This is a genomic window from Amylibacter marinus, from assembly GCF_030160015.1.
GTDB classification, from domain to species: Bacteria; Pseudomonadota; Alphaproteobacteria; order Rhodobacterales; family Rhodobacteraceae; genus Amylibacter; species Amylibacter marinus.
The window spans coordinates 44,916-69,332 of sequence record NZ_BSNN01000001.1; the positions used below are offsets into that span (position 1 = coordinate 44,916).

The window sequence follows — 24,417 nt, forward strand, 5'->3', positions numbered from 1 at the left end:
TGCAAACGTGGGCGATCAAAATCAATTTTTCAAAGTTAAGGCACTGATACCACCTTTTGTGATCTTCAGTTGCATCACAAATTTTGCGGTTTTGATCAGCCCGATTTTCATGATGCAGGTCTTGGATCGTGTGGTGCCAAGCGAGAACATGAATACACTGTATTTACTGCTGACTTTGGCGCTGGGCATAATTATCGCCAATGGTATTGTGGAATACCTGCGCGACATCAGTTTAAAGCGTATCGGAATCTGGGGCGAAAACCTTGGGGCAAAGCTGGCTCTTTCGCAGGCGGATGAAACCCAGCAGCAGGCAATTCAATCCGTCGGAGAGTTTAAAAAATTCTTTGCAGGTTCTGGTGCGACGACAGCGGTGAATATACCATGGATTCCTTTGTTTCTTGGCGCACTTGCATTGATCCATGTTAATTTCCTGATCTTGGTTGGAACAATCGTTACACTTTCAGTCTTAATCAAGTTTCTATCCAGTTGGGCGTCAAGGGATCAGTCGCTGGCGACCCAGACCCTATCCCAGCATGAGATGCAGGTCTTGGAAGATGCGGCAGATCCCCAATTGCGCGCAGGCATCAATGCGATATCGGACAATTTATTCTTGCGGTATTTTTCCCTGCAACGAAAACGCCAATTGCAAGAGGCCACAACACTGCAGATCAGCGTAGGTGAGACGGCAGCACTCAGCACATTGCGCATGTCATCGCAAATTCTAGCGCTGAGCCTAGGTGCGGCGCTGGTCGTGGCAGGAGATCTGAGCGCCGGGGGGATGATTGCGGCCTCTATTCTTTCTGCAAAGACCATACAAACCATAGAAGGTGCGATAAACAGCCTGCCAGATTTGCGCAGTGGGCTTGCCGCATTCAAATCCCTTAGTAGGCTAGATGACCATACGGAAACCAAGCATACAGAAACAAATGATCTACACGGCGAATTATCCTGCAATGGCTTGATTTACCCAAGGGGCGCAGGCGCAATGCCGCGACTTGATCGCATTTCGCTAACGATCCCACAGGGGCAATGCCTTGCGATTATTGGGGATAGTGGATCGGGGAAAACCACTCTTTTACATGCGCTCTGCGGGATCGACCCTTGCCCGATTGGATCAGTTTTTATGGCAGAAACGGAAGTCCGGACATTGGGTGCGGCAACGCGGCGAGACACCATCGGATACCTGCCACAACAGGCACGCCTCATCAAAGGAACGATCGCCGAAAACATCAGCTGTTTTGCACTAGAGCCCAATGATGATGATATTTTGCAGGCCGCGAAAACGGCCGGTGTACACGGGCTAATCTCAGCTCTCCCTCAAGCCTACCAAACAGATATGGCAAGCGAGTCCTTTCTTTTGTCATCTGGTCAAAAGCAACGGGTTGCTTTGGCACGCGCAATCTATGCTCGCCCAAAATTCCTGTTCTTGGATGAACCAAATGCGCTGCTTGATGCGCATGGTGAGCGACAATTATTCGATACTCTTGCGCTATTGAAAAAGCAGGGTACAACAATCGTAATGGTGGTGCATCGCTCGGGGGTTATGGGGCTAGCGGATAAGATCCTGTTGTTGGATCAGGGCAAGATGGCCGATTTTGGCCCCAGAGCCGAGGTGTTGGGACGCTTGAATGACGGCAAACAAAAGATCAAGGTGCCGTTGAATACCGCCAGTTTGCAGGATCTGAATGATTGGGTTCAAACGCAATTCAACCGCCATTCTGACAAAGAATTCGCCCAAAAAACAATTTTAGCGGCAACGGAAATGTTTAATACAGCCCTGCAAAACGGTCCTGCAAATGTAAAACGCGAGATTACATTTGCCTTCAAGTTTATCCAAAAGCACAGTTGCGAGTTGACGCTTTCGGAGGAGCGGAAAACAGATGTTGTCGAAAAGTTGCCGAAAATAAAATCGCTAATCAATCATCCAGAGGTCAGTATGATTGATTTGTCAGACGATGAGATAAGCCTAGCGGTATTGGCGCAAATCAGCGACCGACTGAATATCGAAAACATCAAAGGAAATTCATATTTTACAGCTGAGGTTTCCACCAATCAGCCACAGCGGATGGTATCATAATGCCGGACACGACAGAAAACGATGCGTTATTTCAGGCGGCGATCAGGCCTTTACGTATGTCGGCGATTGTGATCGTGTTGTTGTTGTTGGTGGTGGGGATATGGTCTGTAACCGCTCATTTGGCAACAACAATCCGTGCTAATGGAACGTTGGTGTCTGCGAATCAAGGCGTTGATATTCAGCACCCCTACGGCGGTGCTATTTTACAGGCCGACGCAATTCTGCACCACGGTGTAAAAACTGGTCAGAAACTCTATGTTTTAGATGTAAGTAAGCAGCGTGAAAACCTACAGCAAATAGAAACTCAAACCGCACAAATCATCGAGGAAAACGCGGTTTTGCAGCTTTTCTTGTCAGATGATCCGAGCGGGGCGTCATCTGTGATGAGCGGCGCACTCTATGCGCGGTATAAAGCACGTTTCGATCAGGTGAACCACCAAGTGGCGCAAAGCGAGATTTCTGCGGGTTCTGCGGTACAGCAACGTATCTCTACACAGAATGAAATCGCAGCCCTCGAGCAACAATTGGAAGTGGCCATTGCTCAAGAACGGCAGCGCCTTCTACTCACAAATAAGGGGCTGGCAACACAAAGTCAGTCTGATGAGCTGCGCAAGCAGGTGTTGGCGATCCGTGCCAACATCCATTCAAAACAAACCGAGCTGATCGCGCTCGAGGAAAAAATCGAAACTGCACAGTATCAGGTTCAACAACTGCGTCAGAATTTTCGGATTGAATTGCTAACCCAATTAACCAGCAATCAAGCACGCCTGCCGGAGTTGACCAGAGGGGCGATTACCCTGCGCCACGAAATCGCGCAGGCCGAAATAACGGCCCCCGTTGATGGGTTTCTGGTGGAGGTTAATTACCAGTCCAGCGGGATGTTCATTGGCCGTGGGCAAACCATCGCCAAAATCGCGCAACCGCTAGACAGTCCAGTCGTGCGCTTGATTATTCCAACCCAAGCGATAGAGCAAACTTATGTGGGCATGCTCGGCACGTTAACAATTTCCAGCCTCCCACAGCGTAATCTTAGTAAAATCAGCGCCGAGTTGGTCTCGATTTCGCCTGATGCGTTGAAGGATGAAACAGGGGCAACCTTAGGGTATTCAGCCACTGCACAGATTAACGATCAAGAATTGCAAGCCGCTCTCGCATCTGTGGGTACGCCCTTGAATTTGTCTGCGGATATGCCCGTATCTCTTGCTTTAGAGGGGCGCCAAACGACATTTTACGACTACATCGCAGCGCCGTTTTTCAAAATTTTCTCTGGGGCCTTACAGGATTGATTGACATTCTCTGATCTTGGGCAGATTGTTTTTAAACTCACCCCCTTATCTCAGGCATGTAATGGCGAACCCTCCTAAAATACTCATCAACGGTTTTGGCCGCATTGGCCGCTCTATCCTAAGAATTTTGATGCAGGACCGAGCGGAATTCGATCTCGTGGGAATCAATGATATCGAACCACTGGATATCTGCGCCTATCTATTTGAGTTCGACAGTGTCTATGGCACATGGTCTGGGACCGTGGAAATGGAAGAGGACGCGTTGGTCGTGGATGGGCGGCGCATTCCGTTTACCCAAGTTCCGGATATTTCGGCTCTTTCGATTGATGGGTTGGATGTCGTATTGGAATGTACAGGTCTTTCTGGGGATCGCGCATTCGAAGAGCGAGGACTGGTAGCCGGTGCACGCAATGTTTTGGTTTCTGGGCCGTGTGACTCTGCGGATGCAACAGTGGTTTTGGGCGCAAACGATCATGACCTAGCTCAGCACAAAATTGTATCTAATGCCTCTTGCACCACAAACGCGTTGGCTCCCTTAATAAAAGTACTGGATGACGCATATGGGGTTGAAAGTGGGCATATGACCACTGTGCATTGCTATACATCCAGCCAGCCAACCGTAGATCAACCACGGCGGAATATGGCGCGATCTCGGGCGGCGGCATTATCCATGGTGCCCACAACAACCAGCGCGCATCGCTTGTTGGGCGCTGTTTTACCCAAGATGTCTGGGCGTATCGAGGCTCGGGCAATCCGTGTGCCTACCGCCAGCGTTTCTGCCATTGATTTGACCGTGCAAACCTCCAATAAGGTGACAGTTGAAGAGGTCAACGGGCTGTTGTCTGAACAGGCAGAAAAGGCGGGCATTATTGGCTGGATTGATCGCCCTTTGGTATCAAGTGATCTGCGTGCGCGGTCCGAATCTGTGATTATGTCGGGATTGGAAACATCGGTCTCCAAGGGCGGATTGCTAAGGGTCTTTGGTTGGTATGACAATGAATGGGGTTTTTCCAACCGTATGCTGGATATGGCCGCGCGTATGGCGGCCCGCGAATTCTAGCCGTGCATTATCTGTGTCGTAATGGGGGGTTAGGGTTTCAGACCCTCTAAAATATCGCTGATTAATGTCTTGTTCTTTTGCAGGTGATCTAGAATTGCACGGTGCAGCAACGCCAAGCTCGCGCTATTGGTGGTTTCGGTGAATAATTGTTCGGCCGTATCCGATAGGTGCTCAGCGTTGAAATCCTCCATTCCAACCAATCGCTTCAAATGCTCAATCGCCCGAAAGAGATCCAATGCCTCGATCAGGGGGGTCACCTGTGAAGAAACCACCAGCCCTGATTGAATTGCGTGAATTAACTGATCATGGGGTTTGCTTGATTTTACCGGGGTCAGTAGCGCGGTCGTTTGGGCCAATAGTTCAATATCCAATACCCCGCCCAAGGGTTTCTTCACGGGCCAGCTGTTGGGCTTTGGCGCAGAAATTTTAGCAATCCGCATGCGCATTTCATCAACTTCGGCAAGAATTTTTGATGCGCTGATTTGGTTGGTTAAAACCGATGTACAGACTTGTTCGATGCGTTGTGACAATACTTCTGGCCCCGCTATGACCCGTGCGCGTGTTAGCGCCAAATGTTCCCAAACCCAGGCTTTGGTCCTTTGGTAATCCTCGAACCCTTCTAGGCTGGTTGCTACCGTTCCTGCGCGCCCTGATGGGCGTAACCGCATGTCGACCTCATATAGCCGCCCATAGGACATGTTGGATGATAAGGCCGTCACCAAGGTGCGGGTTAGTTGTTGGAAATAGCTCCGGATATCCATGTCTTTGCGCGACGACATCGCATCAGCATCGCCATCAAAAATCACAATGATATCCAAATCAGAGGTGGCGGTCATTTCACAGGAACCAAGCTTGCCCATGGCCAGCACCGCAATATCGCCTTTGATCTGGCCGTATCGGCGCTCTATTTCTTGCTTGCTGACCGATAGCATACGGATAACACAGGCCTGTGCCAGATCTGAATAGGCACGCTCGGCGGCGGCGGTATCTATTAACAACGCCAATTGCGCATAGGTGATTTTGAAATGTTCTTCGGCCTTCCATGCGCGGGCCTGGATCAGCGAGGATTCGTAATCCGCTTCTGGGTCTAGGCGGGCATCTAGCCCAGCCGAATAGGCCCGAAGAGATGCGGGAATAGCATCCCCGCCCTGATCTGCCAATACATCCAAGACCGATGTGCGCCGCCCCAGATCGCGCGCCAGATGTTTTGAGGTGGCGACCACCTGGAAAACCTGTGCAAGAACATCGGTTCTGCGCTCGAACAGAGCAAACAGCTGCACACTGCTGGAAAGGTTTTCGAGGAAAATTTCGAAATATTCTAACGTTTGATCAGGATTGAGATGTTGGTGCGACAGACGGATGATCTCGGGGTACAGGCGCGCAAGAATTTCTTGGGTTCTCTGTGGTTTTAGGGACGAGAGCGCGCGCCATCTTTGCAAGAGCCTTGACGTTTCTTCATTTTCTGTGGCGCCAAGGGGGGCAATGGTTTCGGTAGGTTTTGCGGCGTCCCGCGTTGCCTCTAGGCTCTCTAGAATCTCTTGGCCGAAAACAGCGGGATCAGAATAACCAGATAGCATTGCCAATCGCGTGAAATCCTCATCCGATGCGGGGATCGAATGAGTTTGGGCATCACGCAACATTTGAATGCGATGCTCGATGCTGCGATGTGCACGGTAGGTTTTGGATAATGTTTGCGCTTGATCCAGTGTGATACGTTCTGTTTTGGCCAAGGCGTCCAAGGCCCCAATGGTGGTTATTTCGCGCAAATCAGCGGTGCGCCCACCGAAAATCAGCTGTCTGGTCTGTGCGAAAAATTCAATTTCGCGAATGCCCCCAGCGCCCAATTTCATATTGTGCCCCGCCAATGTTATTGGCCCCACCAATCCCTTGGTTTCGCGCGACAGGGTTAGCAAATCTTCGATTTCCCCAAGGGCGGCAAAATCTAGGTGGCGCCGCCAGATGAAGGGCTGAAGGCGGGATAGAAATGCCTCGCCGGCGGCGATGTCGCCTGCACAGGCCCGCGCCTTGATAAAAGCAGAGCGCTCCCATGTGCGCCCTTCGGTCAGATAGTAATTTTCTGCGGCTGACATGCTGGGACAAACAGGGGTAACCGCTGGATTTGGCCGTAGGCGCAGATCAGTGCGAAAGACATATCCATCGGCGCGATTTTGATTAAGAACCTGAAACACCTTGCGCGTGACAGCCACAAATAGCGCGCGATATTCAAAAACTTCGTCAGCTGGATAGCGGCTGTCGTCAAAGAGGAAGATCAGATCGATATCTGATGAGTAATTCAGCTCATGCGCGCCCATTTTACCCATGGCAAAAACCGCAATTCCTGCTGATAAGTTTTGCTTTAGCGCATCATTGGGCAATTTGCCCATGGCATGGATTTTGCGCAGCTCGTCCTGAAGTGCGGTGTTTACCGCGAAATCGGCAAAGTCTGTAAGGCCATGAGTAATCCATTCTAGGGGACGAATATGGGCCAGATCACATATGGCCAACAAAAGGCTGACGCGCGCCTTTGCAAGGCGCAGGGCGCTGGCAGTATCGCCGTGCAATATCCGTGCGTTACTTAGCGCCGTTTCCGGAGTATGTGCGGCATTTTCCAGCACCCAATCCCTTTGCTGGGTCAGCAAGCGGCCTAAATAGGGGCTGGTAGCGGCAATGGCACCCAGCAGATCAACCGCATCCTGATCAAGGCTGGTATATAATGCGCCTACCTCCTGTGCTATTTTTGGGTCAAATGGCAATGGGCGGTGAGTGATTGGGGATTGAAATATCATTAGAATAGGATGGCGCTGCGAGTGGGTGTGGTCAACGAGATTTTTGGCCTGTTTCGCTTGACTCTGTGCTGGGGGGAACTATAAGCCGCCCATCGTCAAGAAATTGATGACCATATTGGTGTTTGTGAACCTAGCAATAGGATCTCTGTCGCCCAAGGCATTGACGCCGCGGGAAAGGAAAGCGCCCTCATACAAATCAAGAGGATCCAGCCAGTGACAAAACGTACTGCTGCCAAACATAAACTAGATCGCCGCATGGGTGAAAACATCTGGGGTCGCCCCAAATCACCCGTTAACCGTCGTGAGTATGGCCCAGGCCAACACGGCCAGCGCCGCAAGCAAAAACTGTCTGATTTCGGTATCCAGTTGCGCGCCAAGCAAAAGCTAAAAGGCTACTACGGCGATCTGACAGAGAAACAATTCCGTCGCATCTATGCCGAAGCTGTTCGTGTGAACGGCGATACAGGTGAAAACCTAATCGGTTTGCTAGAGCGTCGCCTAGATGCGGTTGTATACCGTTCTAAGTTCGTTCCAACAGTATTTGCGGCCCGTCAGTTCGTAAACCACGGCCACGTAACGGTAAACGGCAAGAAGGTGAACATTCCTTCATACCGCGTTAAAGAAGGCGATGTGATCGAAGTGAAAGAAAAGTCACGTCAAATGGCGCTGGTTATCGAGGCATTGGCATCTGCCGAGCGCGATTTCGCAGAATACATCAACGTTGACGCATCTAAAATGAAGGCCGAGTTTGTACGCACTCCTGGTCTAAGTGATGTTCCATATCCAGTGATGATGGAGCCAAACTTGGTGGTGGAATATTACGCCAAGAACTAATCCTTTTCGGGATTGTAAGAATTTTAAAGCCGCGCAGATTGCGCGGCTTTTTTTATTTTTGAAATCAGATTTTAATACGCGCCCCTTGTGGACATTCCTTGACCCATGGCTCAGGGTGCGGGCGTAGGCCCAAGGGGCATAGACAAGGGTGAACTATATGCAACAATCAGCTATTCCAGCCCTTGATGCGGGGCATTTGGCTAAATGGCGACGGCCCTTCGCCTTGTTGATATTGATGAGCTTTGGCATGCAGGTGGCCTTTGCCACATGGTCTGCTCTTTTAAACAATTTCGTGCACAATCGGGCAGGGTTTGATGGGTCAGACCTTGGGTGGCTTCAATCCATACGCGAGGTGCCAGGTTTCTTCGCGGTAGGGGTGATTGTTGTTCTGTGGGTGATGCGCGAACAGACGCTGGCCTATGTATCGTTGCTACTGTTGGGGGCATTTGTGGCCGTTACGGCATGGTTTCCTTCATTTTCTGGTTTGTTGCTAACAACATTTTTTTCAAGCCTTGGCTTTCACTACTACGAAACCGCTAAGATGTCTCTAGAATTGCAGTGGCTGCCAAAAGAGCGCGCACCGCAGATGCTGGGGTATATGCTGGCGGCGGGATCGGCCGCATCCTTGTTGGCTTATTGTGGGATTATGGTGGCGTGGAAGTTCTGGCACTGGGATTACAATACGCTCTATATGATCGGTGGCGGGGGGACTGTGCTAATTGCGCTTTATTGTTTCGCGGCATTCCCGCGGTTCAAGGGGCCGGTATCTCAGGGCACCAAAATGGTATTGCGGCGGCGCTATTGGCTGTATTACACGCTCCAGTTTTTCGCCGGGGCGCGGCGCCAGATTTTCTTGGTTTTCGCGGCCTTTATGATGATCGAGCGTTTCGGGTTCGAGGTGCACGAGGTTACGGCCTTATTCTTGATTAACTACATCGCGAATATGATTTTTGGCCCGATAATGGGGCACTTGGTCGGACGTTTGGGCGAGAGGCTGGCGTTGGGCATTGAGTATCTGGGCCTTGTGATTATTTTTGCAGCCTATGGCGGGATCTATATTTTTGATTGGCCGGTTTGGATGGCGGCGGGGCTTTATGTGGCGGATCACTTGTTCTTTGCGTTGTCGATCGCTCTGAAAACATATTTTCAAAAAATTGCTGCGCCCGAGGATATTGCTCCGACGGCGGCGGTTGCCTTTACGATCAATCACATCGGGGCGGTAGTTTTGCCAGCCCTGTTGGGGTATGTCTGGCTGATATCCCCTGCATCGGTATTTGGTGTGGCGGCCTTTATCGCGTTGCTATCACTTGCGCTTGCACTTTGTATACCGCGCACCCCCGATATTGGGTTTGAGACGATTTTCAAGACATCCAGCGGAAAGAAAATGGTATGAGCACCGTTTCGGCAAAACGACATGCTCGGTTTCTAACCGGGTCGACCATGGGCCATGTTGTGCGTATGACCACGGCTGGCATGATTGGGCTAACGTTTATGTTCCTGATCGAGGCGATCACCCTGTTTTGGGTGTCGAGGCTAGAGGACGAGGTTCTGATGGCGGCCATGGGCTTTGCGTGGACGGTACAGTTTTTCACCATCAGCATTGGTGTGGCCTTTATGATCGGCGCTAGCGCATTGGTTGCGCGTTCAATGGGGCAAGAAGATTGGCAAACCGCGCGGCGTCAGGCCACCGCAGCGACCGTGATCAGCGTGGCCGTTTTGACGGTGGCTATGATCCTGCTGTTGTTGTTTCGCCACGAGATTTTGGCCAGCGTTGGGGCTAGGGGGCAGGTGCTAGAGGTTTCGGCAGCATTTCTGCTGATTTCCGTTCCCAGCTTGCCATTTATGGTGGTGGGGATGATTGGGTCTGCCATTTTACGCGCCGAGGGCGATGCTATTCGATCAACCATTGGGACAATCTCGGCTGGTTTGGCGGCGATGATTTTGGATCCGTTTTTCATCTTTGGCTTAGATATGGGGATTCATGGTGCCGCGCTGGGCATTTCGTCCTCTCGCATTATATCGGTGATCTTGACGTTATATTTTGTCATCAGGGTTAAGGATCTGATGGCGTGGTTCAGCTGGACAGATATTAAATTCTATGCGCGACCCTTTATGGTTATTGCGGTGCCAACATTGCTGACGCAGTTGGCCTCTCCTGTTGGGAATTTCATTGCGACGCACGAAATTTCCGAGTTCGGGGATGCGGCGATTGCCGGCTGGGCGGTAATGGGGCGCATTACGGTTGTGGCCTTTGGGGGGGTTTTTGCCCTTTCTGGGGCGATTGGGGGAATTGTAGGGCAAAATTTTGGCGCATTACAATTTGATCGGGTTCGTGACGCCTATCGCGATAGCCTAATTTTTTCAACGGTTTATGTGTTGGGTGTTTGGGCAATTCTAGCTTTGCTAACGCCGTGGATTATTGGGATATTTTCTCTAAGTGGCGAGGCCGCCGAGGTGGTCGCGGCATTTAATTACATCGCCGCAGGGGGATTTGTCTTTGCTGGTGCACTTTATGTTTCTAATGCCTGCTTTAATAATTTGGGCCGGCCTATTTATTCCACTGGGTTTAATTGGATAAAGGATGGCGCATTGATGTACCCCTTGTGCCTTGCGGGTGCGTATTATGGTGGTGCATCTGGTGTGGTTTATGGGCAAGCGCTGGCATGGGTCTTGGCGGGGCTGGTTGCCGCGGTCTTTGGTTGGCGATTTATTTCAAAGGTCGAGGACCGCACACGTAAATCCCGCGCCAAGGGCGGCATGCGTGCCTCTGCTTGACCGCAGTGCGAAATCGGCTTATCGCCAAGCAAAGATTGAGGATGTGAACATGCCAACATTTACAGCGCTTACAACACTTACGGGGCTGACCGCAGGAGAGGCCCTAGGTGCAGATATTGAAAATATTATTCCTGAACCAACCGGCGTGGGGGTGTTTGAAATAGAAGATGGCTCTGGCCTTTGGGAAGTGGGTGCATATTTTACCGAAAAACCGGATGAGGTTGCCCTAGACCTATTGGCCGCATTGCACGGCGCCAAACCCTTTGCTGTATCTGAATTGCCAGAAACCGACTGGGTTGCCCATGTAAAACGCGAGTTAACTCCCGTTCGCGCCGGGCGATTTTTCGTTTACGGATCCCATGATGCGGATCAGGTACCATTGGATACAACTCCGTTGTTAATTGAGGCTGCAATGGCCTTTGGTACGGGGCATCATGGCACCACCGAGGGCTGTTTAACTGCTCTTGATAGGCTTGCGAGCACGGGATTTATTGGCAAGCATGTGATCGATGTTGGTTGTGGCACGGCCGTCTTGGCGATGGCCGCGGCCAAGTTATGGCCTGGCACTGTGCTGGCCAGCGATATAGACGAGGTGGCCACTGATGTGGCGCACGCCAATGTAAAGTGCAATGATTTGGACAGGCGGGTTGATGTGGTGACCTGTGCAGGGTTTGACCACCCTGATCTGCGGGCCAAGGCACCCTTTGATTTGATCTTGGCCAATATCCTAAAAGGGCCGTTGTTGGATTTGGCCCCAGATATGGAGCGCTTTGGTGCTGAAGGCGCTCATGTGATTTTATCGGGTATTCTGAACCCCCAGGCAGAGGATGTTATTGAAACCTATGGTTTTCACGGATTCGATCTGTTGAATCACAGCCAGATTGGCGAATGGAGCACATTGCATATGCAAAAGCGGAATCGCACAGCTACTTGATCTAAGGGCTGAAATGGCGTTTATTTAACCTATGTCAAACAGCAGAGATGATTTTCATAAACGATTGGCCAAGTTGGAAAAGGCCCCAACCGTAAAGGTGCGCGCGCGCACAGACGGGCGTATGGGGATTTATGATAACGAAGAAGAAGAGCGGCGCAAGCGCGCCAAATTTCCGTGGCGGCGGCTGTTTGTTACATTGATCATTGCATGGTTGGGGCTGATTGCAGTGAAGACATATGTGGTCAATGACATGGGCGAGGCGGCCTATCAGGCACGCCTAGCGGAACTGCGCGCGGGTGATCAAATGCAACAGATCGCGGCGATAGCAATTGCCCGAGGGCCAATTATGATGGCCATGGAAGGGGCATTCTTTGCCAAAGGTGATGGCAGGGAGGCTGAAATAGAAAATGCCCCAGAGGAACCCTCTGAGGCATCAGGTAGCTAAAGCTGTTGAATTTACTTTTGAAACATCATTTCGATATCAGCGCGTGATAGGCCAATATCCTCCAACTCGCGCGCAGACAATTTGCGCAGCACGCGTTTGGTTTGATAGGCGCTTTGCCAAGCGTGAAATGATGCCACGGTGGCTTCGATTTTATTCACAACCTTTAAGGTGCTGATTGCTCCGAAGGTTCTATTGGATTTTGTAAGCGTCGCCATGAGTCCATTCCTTTCATGAGCAGTGTTATTCCATAAGGCCCATTTAGGCACGTACCCCCAACCTGACCAGTACTGTTTTTGCATGCCTGAGATGCGATTTTTGCATTGCGATAAAAGCGACCTAGAAGAGGTCGCTTCCGTATCATTGAAATTGCGTCTTGGCTGATGTTCTTGTTTCGTGCTAGTGTGCGGTCAAAAGAAAAACAGGGCGGTAATGATATGCGGGTGCTTGGATTGGATCCTGGGTTGGTTAACATGGGCTGGGGTGTCTTGGATGTGGTGGGATCGCGAATCACGCATGTGGCAAATGGAACATGTCACTCGGGCACAGGTGATCTGGCGCAGCGCCTCCTACAGCTGCACAGCGAACTAACCGAGGTGATCAAACGTCATGTGCCCGATACCGCCGCAGTGGAAAAAACATTCGTAAATAAAGATGGTGTTGGCACGCTGAAGCTGGGCCAGGCCCGCGCCATATGCATGCTGGTACCCGCTCAGGCAGGGATCCAGGTGGCTGAATACGCCCCAAATTCGGTAAAGAAGGTGGTGGTTGGTGTTGGTCACGCCGACAAAAAGCAGGTAGAGCACATGGTTCGGATGCAGGTGCCGAAGGTAAAATTTCATGGCCAAGATGCCGTGGATGCATTGGCTATTGCGCTGTGCCACGCACACCATGCCCAATTCTCAGGGAAATTAGATGCGGCATTGGCCCGCGCGGGGGTGGCAAGATGATCGGTAAAATCACTGGACGGGTAGATTACCGCGGTACAGACCATGTTTTGGTGGATGTGCAGGGGGTTGGGTATTTGGTGTTCTGCTCTGATCGCACGCTCGCACGCCTGCCGGCGCGTGGCGGTGTGGTCGCGCTCTATACAGATTTATTGGTGCGCGAGGATAATTTACAGCTGTTTGGTTTTCTGACCTTGGCGGATAAGGAATGGCACAAACTCTTGACTACGGTTCAAGGTGTCGGTGCCAAGGCGGCGCTGGCAATTGCCGGTGTTTTGGGGGCCGAGGGCATATCCCGGGCAATTTCTCTTGGGGATGTTGCGGCCATTAAATCGGCCCCTGGGGTTGGCCCTAAAATTGCGCAGCGCGTTGTGACCGAGCTGAAGGATAAGGCACCAAAAATCATGGCCATGGGGGCCGGCGGCGCAGAAGAGGCATTGGTGGATCAGGACGTGGTGATCGATGTGGTCACACCGGTTGCGCCTGAGACATCGACACCTGTGGTAAATGTGACGGCAGGCGCACAGGCCGATGCGCTATCTGCGCTCGTGAATCTTGGGTATGCACAGGGCGATGCCGCTGCTGCTGTGGCACAGGCACAGGGTGAACACCCCGAGGCCGGTTCTGGTGCATTGATAAAGGCGGCGCTGAAATTGCTCGCACCCAGCAATTGATCTGTCTCTGTGCATAAGGTAGGCCATGGCTATGAATGAACCTGATCCATCCCTGCGCCCTCAGCCAATGCCCGAGGATCTTGACCGCGCTCTGCGCCCCCAGGGTCTCGAGGAATTTACCGGCCAAGCGGCGGCGCGCGCCAATCTTTCGGTGTTTATCGAAAGCGCCCGAAGACGTGGCCAAGCTATGGATCACACCTTGTTTTATGGCCCGCCCGGCTTGGGAAAAACTACGTTGGCACAAATTATTTCCAAGGAGTTGGGGGTGAATTTCCGCATGACCTCAGGGCCAGTTTTGGCCAAGGCAGGGGATTTGGCGGCCATCCTAACCAATCTGGAAGAGCGCGATGTATTGTTTATCGATGAAATTCACCGCCTAAATCCTGTTGTGGAAGAGGTGCTATATCCCGCGCTGGAAGATTTCGAGCTGGATTTGATGATCGGTGAAGGCCCGGCTGCGCGTTCGGTGCGTATCGACCTACAGCCCTTTACCCTGGTTGGGGCTACAACGCGCCTAGGCTTGTTGACCACCCCGTTGCGAGACCGTTTTGGCATTCCCGTTCGGCTAGAATTCTACACCGTAGAGGAATTAAGCCGCATTGTGACACGTGGTGCGCGTTTGATGGGGGCTGAAATCGACAAGGCTGGAGCGCATGAAATTGCCCGCCGCGCCCGAGGCACCCCGCGTATCGCGGGGCGACTGTTGCGTCGAGTGGTGGATTTTGCAGTGGTGGAGGGCGATGGATCGATATCCAAGCCTGTAGCTGATGGAGCGCTAACACGCCTAGGGGTTGATGATTTAGGCCTTGATGGTGCTGATCGACGTTATCTAAGCATGTTGGCCGAGAATTTCGGCGGTGGGCCGGTTGGAGTAGAAACGATTGCGGCCGCTTTGTCCGAGGCGCGCGATGCCATTGAGGAAGTTATGGAGCCCTATCTGTTGCAACAGGGATTGATCCAGCGTACACCGCGCGGACGGGTTTTGGGGGCCAAAGCTTGGGCGCATCTGGGTCTGGCGCCGCCAAAACGTGCAGATCAAAGTGAGTTGTTTGAAGGTGATACATGAGCGATCAGGCATTAGGGGTTGAAGAGATAGAGGCCCTGTACACCACAGAACAGGGGTACAGGTTTGCCCGTTGGGGGCGCCCGATTGCGCCTGTAATTTTTGGTGTTGATGATCAAACGCTCTCGCATCTAAAGGCGGCAATAACCACCACTGTAGGAATTACAGGGGGCAGTATCGCAGAGACCGATCCTGAATTGGGTGCGAATTTCATGTGGTTCTTTTGTCAGTCTTGGGACGAAATTCTAGCCGTACCTGATTTGGATCGTATGATCCCAAACCTTGGCGAAATTATACCTCAGCTAAAAGCGCGCAACGCCAACCGATATCGATCATTTGCATTTGATGCCGAGGGCGGGATCAAAATGTGCATTGTTTTGGTGCGTTTGTCGGAGGCGGATGCGGATATTCCAGCCCATGTTCTGGCAACGGGTGAGACCTTCCAGTGCCTAACGCTGTTTCAATCAAATGCCTTTGCTGACCACAGCCCCATTGCTGTGCTCAAGGAAAATGGCCTGTGCTTGGCCAAACCAAATTATGCCGCGTTGGTGCGTGCGGCCTATGATCCGGTGATGCCCATTGCGGCAGATGATCCCAGCCATGCTCTGCGCTTGGCGGCGCGAGCGGGGATGCTGTTTGCGGATATGCACCAAGAGGGTGCGCAATGAGCGACGCGCGCGCAATCCATGAATATGTCTTGCGGGTTTTTTACGAAGACACGGATATGGCGGGGATTGTGTATTATGCCAATTATCTGAAATTCATCGAGCGCGCTCGATCCACCATGGTACGCGAGGCGGATGTTGACCAGCGTGCATTGGCCCAATCGGGGTTGATTTTCGCGGTGCGAAAGGTCGTAGCGGATTACCACGCCTCAGCGCAGTTGGATGATCAATTGATTGTGAAAACGCAATTGTTACAGATGTCTGGGGCAAAAATGATATTTTCTCAGAACGTATTTCGTATGGATGAGTTGTTATTTTCTGCTGAAATAACAGTGGCTTGTGTGAAATCAAGTGGGGCGCCCACGCGCATACCATCCGATATTCGGGCAAAATTACAGCAATTTGCCGCCCACGCGTAAAAATCGCTGTAAAAACATAGTTTTTTTGCGTTTTTATCCTTATGTTAGGGGCATAACAAATGCGCCGCGTCCAAACAGCGGCCACAGGCAGAACGAGCGATATTATGGAAACTGAAGCCCTTGTAGCAGCGTCAGAGATTGATTTCTCTTTGCTTGCACTATTCTTACGCGCAACCATTACGGTAAAGGTTGTGATGTTAATTTTGATTTTCGCCTCTGTATGGTCTTGGGCGATCATTATTCAAAAAACCATTAATTATCGCGCGGCGCGGCGCGATGCGGATTTGTTTGACCGCGCATTCTGGTCTGGCGAACCTTTGGACAAGCTTTATCAGAATATTGGCAACACACCTAATGGTGCCCAAGAGAGAATTTTTACCGCTGCTATGACCGAGTGGGAACGTTCGCACCGTGGCGAGGGGCTAATCGGCGGCGCGCAGCAGCGCATCGACCGCTCAATGGATGTGGCGATATCGCGCGAGAGCGAAAAGCTGAACAATGGGTTAACCTTTCTGGCAACTGTTGGCGCGATTGCACCCTTTGTTGGATTGTTTGGTACTGTTTGGGGGATCAAGAATGCCTTTGAAGAGATTGCCATTCAGCAAAACACCAATCTGGCCGTTGTGGCACCAGGGATCGCAGAAGCTCTGGTTGCGACGGCGCTGGGGTTACTGGCGGCGATCCCTGCGGTGATCTTTTACAATAAGCTATCTGCTGATGCGGATCGTTTAATTGGGGGGTACGACAGCTTTGCTGACGAGTTTGCCACTATAATTTCCCGCCAACTGGATCAATAGGAGGCCGCAATGGGTGCATCTGTAACGCCTAGAGGTGGTAGCGGGTCTAAACGGCGGCGCAGCCACGACAAGCGGCGGCCGATGGCGGAAATCAACGTAACACCCTTTGTGGATGTAATGCTGGTGTTGCTGATCATTTTCATGGTTGCGGCACCGCTACTAACGGTTGGCGTGCCAATCGAGTTGCCTAAAACGGCCGCCCAACCTCTGCCCACTGAAGAAGAGGAACCGTTAACCGTTGTGATCGGTTCCGAGGGGCAAATTCTATTGCAAAACACCGAAATAGAACGCGATTCATTGGTCAGTAAATTGCGTGCAGTTGCTGCAGAGCGCAGCTCGAGCAAGATTTTCCTGCGCGCGGATTCTGGTGTAGAGTATGGGCAAGTCATGCAGGTGATGGGCGCCTTAAACAACGGTGGGTTTAACAACATCGGTTTGGTTACGGATGGTGGTGGGCCCACATTGGACGGGGCGGATCAATAGCGCGCGATGGATACTGGGCTTAAAATTTCGGCGTCAATACATGGGGCGATGATTGTTGCGGCGATTTTTGGCGTACCTTGGTTTGATGGCAAGGCCGAGGCAACCCTAAAGGTATCAGAGGTGAGCCTGATTACATCTGATGAATTTGCGGCACTTCAGGCGGGCGTTATCGCGCCCGATGAACCTGCCCCAGCCCCAGAGCCAAAACCCGAGCCTGTCGTCGTGCCTCAACCGGATCCAGAACCCCTTCCTGAGCCTATTGGCGAGGTCGACGAGACCCCAGATGCGCCAGTGAATAACATAGCGCAAACAGGGCAGGACGCGCCCGAAAACTCAAGCGATGCCGCACCAAAACCCGCCGAGACCATTTCTGATCAGGTGGTCGAGGCACCGGATGAGCCTGTTATCCCCGATACAGAGGTTGCGGTGGCAACAACACCTACGCCGGTGGAAAAACCCGCCGAAGCGAAGCCCGAAGAACCGGATAAGCCAGCGGCCCCGAAAGAGACGACCACAGAAATTGTAACCGAGGCTGAGGAAAGCATCAGCGCGTTGGCACCTGCGCGTAGCAGCAGGCCAGAGGGGCGCCCCAAAAATTTGCGCCCTATCGAGCCAACAAAACCGGAGCCAGAACCAGTTCCCGCACCGGAACCGGATCCTGTGGATCTGGCAAAAGAGATCGAAGATCAAATCGCCAAGGATATCGCCGCTGCGATCGCGCAGGCAGATGCCGAGGCGCCCTCAAGCACCCCTGCGGCGGTAGAAGGCCCACCGCTAAGCGGATCTGAAAAATCTGGTTTGGTGTTTTCGATACAGCAATGCTGGAACGTGCCCGTTGGCCTAAAGAATGATGGCGATAACGTGGTAACAATGAAAATCAATCTGAACCGCGAGGGCCGCTTGGAAGGTGAGCCAACGCGCGTTTCCCCGCAAAGCGGATCAGCGGCGGGCATTCTACAGGCCTATGAAGCGGCGCGGCGGGCTTTGATCCGCTGTCAGCCCTACAATCTGCCTGACGAAAAATATGAAACATGGCGCGAGATAGAAATCGTGTTTAACCCTAGAAATATGGTGTTGAGATGAAATTATTTGTGAAAATTGCCTTTGTCGCGTTGATGGGATTTGCAGTATACGCGCCCCTTAGCCCGCTAGCCGCGCCCTTGCGGATTGAAATTACAGAAGGGGTCATCGAGCCTATGCCCATCGCAGCGCCCAAATTTGTGGGCCGTGGCAATGGTGCCGGGCGCTATGCCAATGAAATCACACAGGTGATAATGGATGATCTGACAGGATCGGGTTTGTTTCGCGAAATTCCGGCGTCAGCCCATATCTCGGGTATTGATAACTTTGATGCTCCCATTCAATTTAGCGATTGGAAGTCGATTAATGCTCAGGCGCTGATTACGGGTGCTGTGGCGCTGAATGGTGATCAAATTACCGTAAAATTCCGCCTGTTTGATGTTTTCGCCCAAAGTGATCTTGGCGAGGGGCTGCAGTTTGTTGCAACCAAGGGTAGCTGGCGGCGCATGGCGCATAAAGTGGCCGATGCCGTATATGCGCGCCTGACCGGCGAGACCGGGTATTTCGATAGTAGGGTGGTCTATATTTCCGAAGAGGGCCCAAAGAATGCGCGTCAGAAACGGCTGGCAATTATGGATTACGATGGCGCGAACAATCGTTTTTTAACCGATGCAAACTCGATTGTCTTGGCCCCGCGGTTTTCCCCAAATGCCAAAGAGATAGTTTACACAAGCTATGAAACCGGCATGCCGAAGGTTTTCTTGATGAATGTAGACACGCTAAAACGGCGTTCCTTGGATGAACAGCCGGGTATGACATTTGCACCGCGCTTTTCCCCAGATGGATCGCGGGTGATTTTATCGCTGACCGAGCGCGGCAATACAGATATTTATATCATTGAATTGGCCACAGGGCAGAAAACACGCCTGACTTCTGGTGCATCGATTGAAACCGCCCCCAGCTTCTCGCCCGATGGATCACAGATTGTATTTGAGAGCGATCGCGGCGGCAAACAGCAGATTTACGTCATGCCGGCAACCGGCGGCACCCCCAAGCGTATCAGTTTTGGCAAGGGCAGCTATGGTACCCCCGTTTGGTCGCCGCGTGGAGATAGCATTGCTTTCACAAAAATTAGTGGTGGGAGGTTTCATATTGGTGTGATGCGCACCGATGGTAGCAACGAGCGTTTGCTAACAGCATCGTTCCTAGATGAGGGCCCGACATGGTCGCCAAATGGGCGTGTGATCATGTTCTTTCGTGAAACCGCCGGTGCGCGCGGTGCGCCATCGCTATATTCTGTGGATATAACAGGGCGCAATTTAAAACAGGTTAAAACCCCTAATTTCGGGTCGGATCCTGCATGGTCACGCCTATTGAAATAACTGGTGATTTCCAATCCTTGGAACAACTGGTATGAAGAAGAAAAGGCCCCAAATGGCCAAAATGAGAGGAAGAGCAAAATGACCTCAGTAAAAGCAGTGGTTGCTATAGTAGCAGTATTGGGATTGAGCGCCTGTGGCGATGATCCGTTTGGTAAAAACAAGGGCGGATCTGATGGGATCACCCAAAGTAATCTAGACCCGCATTCTATTGCCTATTTTAACGAGACAATTGGGGACACGGTGTTGTTTGATGTGGATCAATCTACGTTGAACGAAGCTGGGATTGCTTTGTTGAACCAACAGGCGGAATGGTTGCTAGAGCATCCGGTAAATAGCGTGTTGATCGAAGGCCATGCCGATGAACAGGGTACACGCGAGTACAACCTTGCATTGGGTGCTCGGCGCGCCGCCGCAGTGCAAAGCTATTTGGTTAGCCGAGGCCTGACTGATGCGCGCCTGCGCACCATTACCTATGGCAAAGAACGCCCGCTAGAGATCTGTTCTGATGAGGCTTGCTGGTCAAAAAACCGCCGCTCTGTCACTGTGGTTACCGGTGGTTTGGGTAGCTAATTATGTGGGGTGTGAAGGCCATAGCCATCAGCTGTACGATGGTTCTTGCAAGCGGTGCATTCGCACAGGATAGCAAGCAAAATCTGGCGGAAATTCGCGCCGAGCTGAATCTGTTGTCTAGCCAAATTGAAGGCCTGCGGATCGAGCTGGTAGAAACATCGCCCGCACAGGGTATCGAGCAATTCGGTACACCACTTCAGCGTGTTGATCTGATCGAGGCCGAATTGCGCGGGCTGACCAACCAAGTAGAACAGTTGCAATTTCGCGTAGAGCAGATCGTGCGGGATGGAAGCAATCGCATTGGTGATATAGAATTTCGCCTAACCGAATTGGAGGGCGGGGATGTAACTCAGCTTGGCCAAACCGCCCCGCTTGGCGGCACAGTGCCTACGACAACAGCGCCTGCAAACACCGGTATCGAACTTACGGTGTCAGAACGTGGTGATTTCGAGACCGCCAAAGCGGCTCTGGATAACGGCGAGGCGTTGGTGGCTGCGGATTTGTTCCTTGATTTCACCAATACCTACCCCGGCGGGCCGCTAACAGCTCAGGCACAATACCACCGCGGTCAGGCCTTGGTACAGGTCGAGGATTGGAAAAACGCTGGGCGTGGATTTCTAGACAGCTTCTCTGCCGAACCCACCAGTGCCGTCGCGCCAGATGCGCTATATTGGCTTGGGGTTAGCTTGGGTAAACTAGGCAAAGTTGATCAGGCCTGCCAGGCGCTGGCTGAGGTGAACAGCCGCTTTGGGGGGCATGTGGCATCACAAAGCGCCACCGCAGAGGCCCAAACATTGGGCTGTGGCTAGGCGTGCAAACAGGCAGAGAGCTCGAAGCCCAATTTATTCAGGCGATGGACCTCTGGCAGGGGCGCATCAGTGGTGAAAAAATTGGTCTGGCCGTATCTGGCGGAGGAGATTCTATGTCCCTGCTCTATTTGATGCGGGCTTGGGCCGATCAAGTGGGACGGAAGATTTTTGTGGCAACGGTGGATCATGGGTTGCGCCCTGAATCCTCGGATGAGGCACAGATGGTTTCTGAGCGCTGTGCCAAGCTGGGCGTTCCTTGCGAGATTCTGAAATGGCGCGGTTGGGATCGACGTGGCAATACCCAAGACGAGGCCCGAGAGGCGCGCGCCAGATTGATTGGCGAATGGGCTGGTCGTATTGGCGTTTGTGCGGTTGCCACGGGGCATACTGCCGAAGATCAGGCCGAAACATTTTTGATGCGTTTGGCACGTGGATCTGGTGTGGATGGCCTGTCTGGTATGGCCAGTATGCGTACCAAGGGGAATACGGTGTGGTTCCGTCCAATGCTCAGCCTACGCCGCGATGATCTACGACAGTATTTAAAGACCAAGCGCGTGAAATGGATTGATGATCCAAGTAACGAGGATTTGCGCTTTGATCGTATTAAGATGCGCAAGGCGCAAAAGGCATTAGATGGGTTGGGGTTGACGGTCGATCGCTTGGTTGAGACCGCGACACGCATGAGCACTGCGCGCCGCGGACTAGAGCGCCTGACCAAGTTTCACGCCGCAGGTGTTGCAAAACCCAGTGCATTAGGATCGGTTTACCTTGACCTACAGGCCTTTGGGGCATTGCCGTTGGAATTGCGCTATCGTCTTTTTGCACATTGTCTGATGTGGGTTTCCGGTGCGCCCTATCGTCCACGTTTTGATGCCCTATTAGAAAGTGCGGCCAAGCTGTCGCAGGGCCAAGATCATACATTACTTGGGTGCCATATCTTGACCGATGGTACCACCGCAGAGGTCTGCAGAGAGGTTTCAGCCGTCAATGCATTTAAGGGTGGTGATGTGTTCGACGGGCGCTGGAAGGTGATCGGCCCAGCCGGTGCAGATATTCGGCCATTGGGCCCAGAGGGCCTGCCGAAATGCCCTGAGTGGCGCGCATTAGGTGCATCTCGTCTCTCATTGATGTCCTGTCCATCTGTTTGGCATTCGGATGAATTGATCGCGGCACCGCTGGCCGGAATTCAGGGTGAGTGGCGCTTTGAGCTTCGCCGCAGTGTTCACGAGTTTTTTACGTTGATCGTGATGCATTGAATCTCTGATAAAATACTATAAGTCAGTAGCAGGATATATGTCAGGCCTCTCTGACATCTAAGAGGAGTATTACATTGGGTAACAGCAGAAATATTGCGTTTTGGATTGTCTTGATTTTCTTGATGATGGCCCTGTTTCAGATTTTTGGCGGATCATCGACGCAGGGTGCTGGCAATAGCATCACCTATAGTGAAGCCGTTGAAAAGATTGAAAAAGGTGACGTTGGCAAGGCGATTATGGACGGTGAAAACCTGACAATCACCCTAAAAGATGGTAGCACCGAGCGCACGATCGTACCAAACGCTCGTTTCGATACCAGCCTAACAGCCAAGCTGTTAGAGGCGGGTGTCGAAATCGATGCCGCGCGCCAAGAAGAATCAACCGTTGCAACATTGTTTCAATATATGTTGCCATTTATTCTGATTGTTGGTGTTTGGATTTATTTCATGAATCGTATGCAGGGCGGTGGCAAGGGTGGTGCAATGGGCTTTGGTAAATCCAAGGCGAAGTTGCTAAATCAAAACGAAGATCGCAAAACATTTGACGATGTTGCTGGTATCGATGAGGCCAAAGAAGAACTGGAAGAGATCGTGGAATTTTTGCGTGATCCGCAAAAATTCTCGCGCCTTGGTGGGATGATTCCAAAGGGTGCGCTGTTGGTGGGCCCTCCGGGCACAGGTAAAACACTGTTGGCTCGTGCGATTGCTGGCGAAGCGGGCGTTCCGTTTTTCACAATTTCCGGTTCTGATTTTGTCGAAATGTTTGTGGGTGTTGGTGCATCGCGTGTGCGCGATATGTTCGAACAGGCAAAGAAAAATGCGCCTTGTATTGTGTTTATCGACGAGATCGATGCGGTTGGTCGCCACCGTGGTGCCGGCTATGGCGGCGGTAACGACGAGCGAGAACAAACCTTGAACCAACTATTGGTCGAGATGGATGGATTTGAGGCTAATGAGGGCGTAATCCTGTTGGCGGCAACCAACCGTCCCGATGTATTGGATCCGGCCTTGTTACGCCCTGGTCGCTTTGATCGTCAGGTTCAGGTTCCCAATCCTGATATTGCTGGCCGTGCCAAGATTTTGGAGGTCCATGCCCGCAAAACGCCTCTTGGCCCTGATGTTGATCTGCGGATCATTGCACGTGGAACACCTGGGTTCTCGGGTGCAGATTTGGCAAATTTGGTGAACGAGTCTGCTCTTCGCGCTGCGCGAACTGGCAAGCGCTTTTTGACCATGGATGATTTTGAGCATGCCAAAGACAAGGTGATGATGGGCGCTGAGCGCCGCTCGATGGTTATGTCTGAGGATGAGAAGAAATTGACCGCCTATCATGAGGCTGGGCATGCAGTGGTTGGGCTGAATGTGCCGCAGCACGATCCGATCCACAAGGCCACGATTATTCCTCGGGGCCGTGCTCTGGGGTTGGTTCTGTCATTGCCTGAGAAAGATCAGTTGTCTGTAACGCGTACTAAGTACACCTCGAAAATTGCCATGGCGATGGGTGGTAAGGTGGCAGAAGAGTTGACCTTTGGCCCAGAAAACGTAACCTCGGGTGCATCGTCTGATATCCAGCATGTGACCAATATTGCCCGTGCGATGGTGACCCAGTTTGGCATGTCTGAGAAGCTGGGGAATATAAACTATTCCAACGAGCAGCAGACGCATCTGGGGCCTCAGGGTAATGGCACCAATGCATCCCCTGACGTACAAGCGATCATCGATGACGAGGTGCGCAAATTGGTCGACGAGGGCTATGCAACCGCCAAGCGAATATTGACAGAGCGTGCAGGGGACTTGAAAAATCTTGCCGAGGGATTGTTGGAATATGAAACCTTGACAGGCAAAGAAATCACCAATGTGATTGAGGGCAAACCTCTGAAGCGTGATGGCGAGGATGACGAGGATTCCGACAATGGATCAGCGCCGAGCGTTGCGGCAATTCCCACCACCAAGAAAAAGCCACGCAAACCCAAGGATCCAGAATTGGAACCTAAACCAAATACATAAATCTAAGCCCGCTTCGGCGGGCTTTTATTTAGCGCCCGTTCTGTGACGTTATCAACGCTTTTGTGTCGAAAACCAAGCATGCCACAGAGCGGAAATTTTGCACAATGAGTGAAAAGATCTGTTTCATAGGGA

At 51.9% G+C, this 24,417-nt stretch carries 23 protein-coding genes; 21 read left to right on the top strand and 2 right to left on the bottom strand.

The genetic code is table 11. The features are described from left to right. The first annotated feature begins 7 nt into the window (after window positions 1-7). The 3 genes from QQL62_RS00240 to QQL62_RS00250 all read left to right on the top strand — a co-directional run bounded on the left by QQL62_RS00240 (window position 8) and on the right by QQL62_RS00250 (window position 4,423). Window positions 8-2,077 carry an ATP-binding cassette domain-containing protein gene (locus tag QQL62_RS00240; protein WP_284374972.1) on the top strand — a complete coding sequence of 690 codons (2,070 nt, stop codon included), beginning with the start codon at window positions 8-10 and terminating at the stop codon, window positions 2,075-2,077. After that, window positions 2,077-3,363 (top strand): beta-barrel domain-containing protein, encoded by a 1,287-nt coding sequence (locus tag QQL62_RS00245; RefSeq protein WP_284374974.1) that lies wholly within the window; start codon window positions 2,077-2,079, stop codon window positions 3,361-3,363. The genes QQL62_RS00240 and QQL62_RS00245 overlap by 1 nt, the downstream gene beginning before the upstream one ends. A gap of 61 nt (window positions 3,364-3,424) precedes the next feature. After that, on the top strand, window positions 3,425-4,423 hold the full coding sequence (locus tag QQL62_RS00250) for a type I glyceraldehyde-3-phosphate dehydrogenase (RefSeq protein ID WP_284374976.1): 999 nt from the start codon (window positions 3,425-3,427) through the stop codon (window positions 4,421-4,423). Window positions 4,424-4,452: 29 nt separating this feature from the next. Here the strand turns inward: QQL62_RS00250 and QQL62_RS00255 are convergent, their stop codons facing one another. Then, window positions 4,453-7,209, bottom strand: coding sequence for a [protein-PII] uridylyltransferase family protein (locus tag QQL62_RS00255; protein WP_284374978.1), 2,757 nt, complete (start codon window positions 7,207-7,209; stop codon window positions 4,453-4,455). 213 nt (window positions 7,210-7,422) lie between these two features. On the opposite strand from QQL62_RS00255, the gene rpsD reads away from it, so the two are divergent. The 5 genes from rpsD to QQL62_RS00280 all read left to right on the top strand — a co-directional run bounded on the left by rpsD (window position 7,423) and on the right by QQL62_RS00280 (window position 12,197). Next, a complete protein-coding gene (rpsD, locus tag QQL62_RS00260) occupies window positions 7,423-8,043 on the top strand; it encodes a 30S ribosomal protein S4 (RefSeq protein WP_284374981.1) in 621 nt (206 codons plus the stop codon). Window positions 8,044-8,200: 157 nt separating this feature from the next. Then, window positions 8,201-9,436 (top strand): MFS transporter, encoded by a 1,236-nt coding sequence (locus QQL62_RS00265; protein WP_284374983.1) that lies wholly within the window; start codon window positions 8,201-8,203, stop codon window positions 9,434-9,436. After that, window positions 9,433-10,818 carry an MATE family efflux transporter gene (locus tag QQL62_RS00270; RefSeq protein WP_284374985.1) on the top strand — a complete coding sequence of 462 codons (1,386 nt, stop codon included), beginning with the start codon at window positions 9,433-9,435 and terminating at the stop codon, window positions 10,816-10,818. Before QQL62_RS00265 ends, QQL62_RS00270 begins: the two co-directional genes overlap by 4 nt. Window positions 10,819-10,867: 49 nt before the next feature. After that, window positions 10,868-11,752, top strand: a complete 885-nt coding sequence (locus QQL62_RS00275; protein ID WP_284374987.1) for a 50S ribosomal protein L11 methyltransferase — start codon at window positions 10,868-10,870, stop codon at window positions 11,750-11,752. Between the two features lie 31 nt (window positions 11,753-11,783). Then, the gene (locus QQL62_RS00280; protein ID WP_284374990.1) at window positions 11,784-12,197 is read left to right on the top strand and encodes a hypothetical protein; all 414 of its coding nucleotides are present in this window, start codon (window positions 11,784-11,786) and stop codon (window positions 12,195-12,197) included. A gap of 11 nt (window positions 12,198-12,208) precedes the next feature. Here QQL62_RS00280 and QQL62_RS00285 read toward each other — a convergent pair whose 3' ends face one another. After that, window positions 12,209-12,412 (bottom strand): DUF1127 domain-containing protein, encoded by a 204-nt coding sequence (locus QQL62_RS00285; RefSeq protein WP_284374992.1) that lies wholly within the window; start codon window positions 12,410-12,412, stop codon window positions 12,209-12,211. Between the two features lie 219 nt (window positions 12,413-12,631). Between QQL62_RS00285 and ruvC the strand changes: the two genes are divergently transcribed. The 13 genes from ruvC (at window position 12,632) to ftsH (ending at window position 24,285) form a co-directional block, all read left to right on the top strand. After that, window positions 12,632-13,144, top strand: coding sequence for a crossover junction endodeoxyribonuclease RuvC (gene ruvC, locus QQL62_RS00290; RefSeq protein WP_284374997.1), 513 nt, complete (start codon window positions 12,632-12,634; stop codon window positions 13,142-13,144). Continuing rightward, window positions 13,141-13,815, top strand: a complete 675-nt coding sequence (ruvA, locus tag QQL62_RS00295) for a Holliday junction branch migration protein RuvA (protein ID WP_284374999.1) — start codon at window positions 13,141-13,143, stop codon at window positions 13,813-13,815. Before ruvC ends, ruvA begins: the two co-directional genes overlap by 4 nt. A gap of 31 nt (window positions 13,816-13,846) precedes the next feature. Further along, window positions 13,847-14,881: a Holliday junction branch migration DNA helicase RuvB gene (ruvB, locus tag QQL62_RS00300; protein ID WP_284375001.1), complete on the top strand. Its 1,035-nt coding sequence runs from the start codon at window positions 13,847-13,849 to the stop codon at window positions 14,879-14,881. After that, window positions 14,878-15,546 (top strand): hypothetical protein, encoded by a 669-nt coding sequence (locus QQL62_RS00305; protein ID WP_284375003.1) that lies wholly within the window; start codon window positions 14,878-14,880, stop codon window positions 15,544-15,546. The genes ruvB and QQL62_RS00305 overlap by 4 nt, the downstream gene beginning before the upstream one ends. Beyond that, window positions 15,543-15,962 (top strand): tol-pal system-associated acyl-CoA thioesterase, encoded by a 420-nt coding sequence (gene ybgC / locus QQL62_RS00310; protein ID WP_284375005.1) that lies wholly within the window; start codon window positions 15,543-15,545, stop codon window positions 15,960-15,962. The genes QQL62_RS00305 and ybgC overlap by 4 nt, the downstream gene beginning before the upstream one ends. Window positions 15,963-16,066: 104 nt before the next feature. Continuing rightward, window positions 16,067-16,759 (top strand): protein TolQ, encoded by a 693-nt coding sequence (gene tolQ, locus QQL62_RS00315; RefSeq protein ID WP_284375007.1) that lies wholly within the window; start codon window positions 16,067-16,069, stop codon window positions 16,757-16,759. Window positions 16,760-16,768: 9 nt separating this feature from the next. Next, window positions 16,769-17,242 (top strand): protein TolR, encoded by a 474-nt coding sequence (gene tolR, locus QQL62_RS00320; RefSeq protein ID WP_284375009.1) that lies wholly within the window; start codon window positions 16,769-16,771, stop codon window positions 17,240-17,242. Between the two features lie 6 nt (window positions 17,243-17,248). Next, window positions 17,249-18,325: a hypothetical protein gene (locus QQL62_RS00325; protein WP_284375011.1), complete on the top strand. Its 1,077-nt coding sequence runs from the start codon at window positions 17,249-17,251 to the stop codon at window positions 18,323-18,325. Next, window positions 18,322-19,644, top strand: coding sequence for a Tol-Pal system beta propeller repeat protein TolB (gene tolB, locus QQL62_RS00330; RefSeq protein ID WP_284375013.1), 1,323 nt, complete (start codon window positions 18,322-18,324; stop codon window positions 19,642-19,644). The genes QQL62_RS00325 and tolB overlap by 4 nt, the downstream gene beginning before the upstream one ends. A gap of 78 nt (window positions 19,645-19,722) precedes the next feature. Beyond that, a complete protein-coding gene (pal, locus tag QQL62_RS00335) occupies window positions 19,723-20,214 on the top strand; it encodes a peptidoglycan-associated lipoprotein Pal (RefSeq protein ID WP_284375015.1) in 492 nt (163 codons plus the stop codon). A gap of 2 nt (window positions 20,215-20,216) precedes the next feature. Then, the gene (locus QQL62_RS00340; RefSeq protein ID WP_284375017.1) at window positions 20,217-21,023 is read left to right on the top strand and encodes a tetratricopeptide repeat protein; all 807 of its coding nucleotides are present in this window, start codon (window positions 20,217-20,219) and stop codon (window positions 21,021-21,023) included. A gap of 44 nt (window positions 21,024-21,067) precedes the next feature. Beyond that, window positions 21,068-22,279 (top strand): tRNA lysidine(34) synthetase TilS, encoded by a 1,212-nt coding sequence (gene tilS, locus QQL62_RS00345; RefSeq protein ID WP_284375196.1) that lies wholly within the window; start codon window positions 21,068-21,070, stop codon window positions 22,277-22,279. 74 nt (window positions 22,280-22,353) lie between these two features. Continuing rightward, window positions 22,354-24,285 carry an ATP-dependent zinc metalloprotease FtsH gene (gene ftsH / locus QQL62_RS00350; RefSeq protein WP_284375019.1) on the top strand — a complete coding sequence of 644 codons (1,932 nt, stop codon included), beginning with the start codon at window positions 22,354-22,356 and terminating at the stop codon, window positions 24,283-24,285. The last annotated feature ends 132 nt before the right edge of the window (window positions 24,286-24,417 follow it).